Genomic DNA, 5,298 nt, shown 5'->3' with positions numbered 1-5,298 from the left:
CTATTAGCAAGAAAATAATCTAAAAATAATCATTGTATTCTGATAAAATTCAAGGAAAATACTATGAAAAATACAAAATATATTAATTTTGTACCTTCGTTTGAACAATCTTTGAGTTAATGGGTAAGTTCCTGTTGCTCAGAATCCCAAAATCATGTCTTCCAAAAAAATACAATCAGCTCTTATTTCGGTTTATTACAAAGACGGACTCGCTCCGATTGTCGAATTACTTCATCAAAATGGAGTAAAATTATACTCGACAGGTGGTACGCAAACTTTTATTGAAGAATTAGGTATTCCTGTGACAGCAGTAGAAGACCTAACAAGTTATCCTTCTATTTTTGGAGGAAGAGTAAAAACCCTTCACCCAAAAGTTTTCGGTGGTATTCTTTACCGTCGTGACCATGAAGGTGATGTAGCTACAGCGGCACAATACGAAATTCCTTCAATCGATTTAGTGATTGTTGATTTATACCCTTTTGAAGAAACAGTTGCAAGTGGTGCATCTGAAGATGATATTATCGAAAAGATTGATATCGGTGGTATTTCACTAATTCGTGGTGCTGCTAAAAACTTCAATGATGTGTTGATTGTTTCGTCTCGCACTCAATACGCAGAAGTACTTTCGATTTTACAAGCCAAAAACTGTAGTACAGATTTGTTAGATCGTAAACGATTTGCGATGTTGGCTTTCGGTACATCTTCTCATTATGATACTGCCATTCATGCTTATTTTAATGGTAATACTAATGATATTTATGATTTCAAATCTTTACCACAAAGTACGCTTCGTTATGGCGAAAACCCACACCAATCAGCTACGTTTTATGGTGATATAGATGCCTTGTTTGATAAATTGCATGGTAAAGAATTATCATACAATAACCTTGTCGACGTAGATGCTTGTATTACTTTGTTAGATGAATTCAAAGAGACATCCTTTGTCATCATCAAACACACGAATGCTTGTGGTGTAGCTTCTGCTGAAACGGTTCATCAGGCATATTTGAATGCTTTTTCTTGTGATACTATCTCTGCATTTGGTGGAGTATTGGCTACCAACGGAACTGTTGATAAAGCATCTGCTGAAGAAATGAATTCATTGTTCTTCGAGATTTTGATTGCTCCAGATTTTACTGAAGAAGCTTTGACAATATTGAAGTCTAAGAAAAACCGTATTTTGTTAAAACGTAAACCTGTACAAAATTCAACAATGATGTTCAAAACATTATTGAATGGGGTATTGGAACAAGATAAAGATTTAGCGACAGAAACCGTTGCTGATTTCAAAACTGTAACGACAAAAATACCTACTGATTCAGAATTACGTGCATTGGAATTTGCTTTGAAAATCTGTAAGCATACTAAATCTAATACCATTATTTTAGCGAAAGAAGGTCAGTTATTGGCATCAGGAGTTGGACAAACTTCAAGAGTAGATGCTTTAAAACAAGCCATTGATAAAGCTGCTGAGTTTGGTTTTGACTTACAAGGTTCAGTAATGGCTTCTGATGCATTCTTTCCGTTCCCAGACTGTGTTGAGATTGCTCATAAAGCAGGTATTACTGCGGTCGTTCAGCCAGGAGGGTCGATTAAAGACAAAGATTCAATAGCTTATTGCGATGCTAACGACTTGGCAATGGTGATGACAGGTGTTAGACACTTTAAGCACTAAAAACCAGCTCTTTAATATAATTTTTATAAGACCTCGCTCATCTTTTGGGCGAGGTTTTTTACATTATTTTGCTTTATAAAATCTATACTAAAATTTCATTTCATCAATTCTGTAAAAAAGCCTGTTTTTTAGCCCAAATTCTATGCAAAAATCAACAAACGTTAGATGATTTGATAGGTTTTTTGTATTTTTACTTTTTAATTGGAAATAAAGCAAATTGGGCAGATTAAACACCACATTACAAAAAGCTTCAAAAAATATAAATGAAAATGGAAGTGAGGTTTTGTCGTTTAGTATATAAAATATTGAAGACATTCAAAATCAACCTTCCAAAATCAAATAAAATATGTCAGAATATCAGGAACTAGAAGAAAATAGTAGAGCTAATTATGATGCCGATAACATTCAGGTGCTTGAAGGCCTTGAGGCAGTAAGAAAACGTCCATCCATGTACATTGGTGACACTGGATTTAAAGGTCTCCACCACTTAATTTGGGAAGTTGTTGATAACTCGATAGATGAAGCCTTAGCAGGTCATTGCGATTCGATTAAAGTAACCATCAACACTGATAATTCTATCACTGTTGAAGATAATGGTCGTGGTATTCCTACAGGAATGCACACTAAAGAGAAAAAATCTGCTTTAGAGGTTGTAATGACGGTTCTTCACGCAGGTGGTAAATTTGATAAAGACACTTATAAAGTATCTGGTGGTTTACACGGTGTGGGGGTTTCATGTGTGAATGCTCTTTCAACAGACTTAAAAGTAACCGTAAATCGTGACGGAAAAATCTTCCAACAAGAATATAAAATAGGTGTTCCGCAATACCCTGTAAAAGAAGTAGGTGAAACAGACCGTACAGGTACAACCGTTACATTCAAGCCTGATGCTACTATATTCACAGTAACTGAATATAAATACGAAACAGTAGCAGGTCGTTTGCGTGAATTGTCGTTCTTGAATGCAGGTATTCAAATTAGTTTAACAGACCTTCGTGATTTAGATGAAAATGGTACTCCTAAAAGCGATTTATTCTTCTCAGAAGGTGGTTTAAGTGAATTTGTACTGTATTTGGATGCAAGCCGTGATAAAATCATTGAAGCACCTATCTACATGGAAGGAGACAAAAATGGTGTTCCTGTGCAAGTAGCGATGATGTACAATACTTCATATACTGAAAACGTAGTGTCGTATGTAAACAACATCAATACCATTGAAGGGGGTACTCACGTGGCAGGTTTCCGTGGTGCTTTAACACGTACGTTGAAAAACTATGCTGACAAATCGGGTGCTTTAGATAAACTAAAAATTGATATTGTTGGTGATGACTTCCGTGAGGGTTTAACTGCTGTTATCTCTGTAAAAGTAGCAGAACCTCAGTTTGAAGGACAAACCAAAACCAAATTAGGGAATGGTGAGGTATCAGGAGCAGTTTCGGCGGCTATGTCTGATATGCTAGAGTCGTGGTTAGAAGAACATCCTAAAGAGGCTCGCCAGATTGTGGCTAAAGTTGTATTGGCAGCTCAGGCTCGTCATGCGGCTCGTAAGGCTCGCGAGATGGTTCAGCGTAAAACTGTATTGGGTGGTAACTCTTTGCCTGGTAAACTAGCTGACTGTTCTGATAATGACCCACATATCTGTGAATTGTATTTAGTAGAAGGGGACTCAGCAGGGGGTACAGCCAAACAAGGTCGTAACCGTGCATTTCAAGCTATTTTACCATTAAGAGGTAAAATCTTGAACGTAGAAAAAGCCCAAGAATATAAGATTTACGAAAGTGAAGAAATCAAGAATATGATTACTGCATTGGGAGTGAGCTTTGGTAAAGATGGCGATGAAAGAGCCTTAAATACTGAAAAGTTACGTTACCACAAAGTAATCATCATGACGGATGCCGATGTCGATGGTTCTCACATCAGAACATTGATTTTGACTTTCTTCTTCCGTTATATGAAAGATTTACTTGATAAAGGTTATATTTATATTGCACAGCCACCATTGTACCAAGTGAAGAAAGGACAGCAAATGGAATATTGCTGGACAGAAACACAGCGTGAGCAAGCTATCAAACGCATTGCAGGTAATGGTAAAGAAGATTCAGTAGGAGTACAACGTTACAAAGGTCTTGGAGAGATGAACGCTGAACAATTGTGGGAAACTACGATGAATCCAGATACACGTACTTTGAAACAAGTAACGATAGAATCAGCAGTAGAAGCCGATCATTTATTCTCAATGTTGATGGGTGACGAAGTACCACCACGTAGAGAGTTTATTGAGAAAAATGCAAAATATGCGAAGATTGATGTGTAGTTAATTTTTGGTGATATAAATATATAAACGAGCTCCAGACTATTTAAAATGTATCTGGAGCTCGTTTGTTTTGGATAAATATAGGTGTTAAATTGGTATAATAAAAAACTGTGATTTTGTAAATTTAAACTACATCAAGCAATGTTAAACCACAAAGCCTTTTTATTAACTCCATTTTTCTTTTTTTTAATTACTCAATATATCCATAGCCAAACCGTAAAAAAAATTTTATTACATAAACAAATAGGTGTTGGTCCATTTTATAATTCAACTACCTTTTTAAACCTACGCTCAGACTCTTTATATAGATTTCCTGATATGAACATAAGAAAGTCAATTGTAAAAAGAGCCTATTTTCAAAAAGAAAAACAATTGTATGAAGAATATCTAAAGGGTGGAGTGTCAGAAGAAGAGTTTGAAGAAAAATTGAAAATATATAAAATACTGCCTTTAATTGTATCTAAACCACGCAAAACTGCTTATTATGTAGATTTTTTTATTGGTGAAATTAATAAGAATAAGCGTGTAATAATTGCAGATATTAATAGGAATAGTGATTTTAGGGATGATACTCCATATTACATTGAAGGGGATTTTAGCCTTAAAAGCAAAGATATTAAAGATGAAAAAATACTGAAACAACTACCTGTAATTGCTGTGAAATATGAATTTGATAATGGACAGAAAACTCAATGGATTAAAACTATCGTAAAACTAAATCCTTTTAAGACGGGAGCAACTTATGGAAACCCTATTGAGGATGACTTGTACTTAATGATTGAACATTTTTATTTTAATAAAGGTAGCTTTAATGTAAATGGGGAGGAGTATGTAGTTGTAAGCTCTAACACTTCAATATCTGCTGAATTTAATGAGGGGAAGACATCGCTATTTTTCTTTAAAAAGGAAGACTATAAGCAAACATTAAAACCGAATGTAAATCTAATTTCATTTAAGGCTTACGATTCACTAAGACTTGGAAATGTAAACTTTTATATATCTAAAATATCGTTAGCTGGCGACACACTGTATATGAGGAGTACCATAAAGTCTAAACATGTTATTGGTATTCAGGTTGGGAACTATATCTCTAATAGCTTGTATTTTGATAATATTGAAAAAGATAAATATCTACTCATAGATTTTTGGGGTACATGGTGTGCCCCATGTATCGAAAATTTACCAGAATTAAAAAAAATATATGAAAAATTAGACAAAACAAAAATTCAATTACTGAGTATTGCTTCTGATAGTGATTCTTTGGGAGTTAACAAAATCATAAAAAAGTATGATATGTCTTGGTTAAATA

3 protein-coding genes are annotated in these 5,298 nt (G+C 34.6%); all 3 read left to right on the top strand.

Annotation, left to right across the window (positions count from 1 at the left end):
- Positions 1 to 154: 154 nt before the first annotated feature.
- Positions 155 to 1,675 carry a bifunctional phosphoribosylaminoimidazolecarboxamide formyltransferase/IMP cyclohydrolase gene (purH, locus tag AC07XN_RS23275; protein WP_494744792.1) on the top strand — a complete coding sequence of 507 codons (1,521 nt, stop codon included), beginning with the start codon at positions 155 to 157 and terminating at the stop codon, positions 1,673 to 1,675.
- Between the two features lie 346 nt (positions 1,676 to 2,021).
- The gene (gene gyrB / locus AC07XN_RS23270) at positions 2,022 to 3,989 is read left to right on the top strand and encodes a DNA topoisomerase (ATP-hydrolyzing) subunit B (protein ID WP_309912749.1); all 1,968 of its coding nucleotides are present in this window, start codon (positions 2,022 to 2,024) and stop codon (positions 3,987 to 3,989) included.
- A gap of 141 nt (positions 3,990 to 4,130) precedes the next feature.
- A partial coding sequence (locus tag AC07XN_RS23265; protein ID WP_494744791.1) for a TlpA family protein disulfide reductase occupies positions 4,131 to 5,298 on the top strand: 1,168 nt, incomplete at its 3' end.

The sequence above is a fragment of the Arcicella sp. GW458-12-2-14-TSB2 genome, from assembly GCF_059423785.1.
Note: the sequence above shows the minus strand (reverse complement) of the source record. Positions and strands in the feature narration are given on the sequence as shown.

Bases quoted from the DNA above. Each gene is read 5' to 3' on its own strand.
- gyrB (WP_309912749.1), top strand. From the start codon at position 2,022: ATGTCAGAATATCAGGAACTAGAAGAAAATAGTAGAGCTAATTATGAT.
- purH (WP_494744792.1), top strand. From the start codon at position 155: ATGTCTTCCAAAAAAATACAATCAGCTCTTATTTCGGTTTATTACAAA.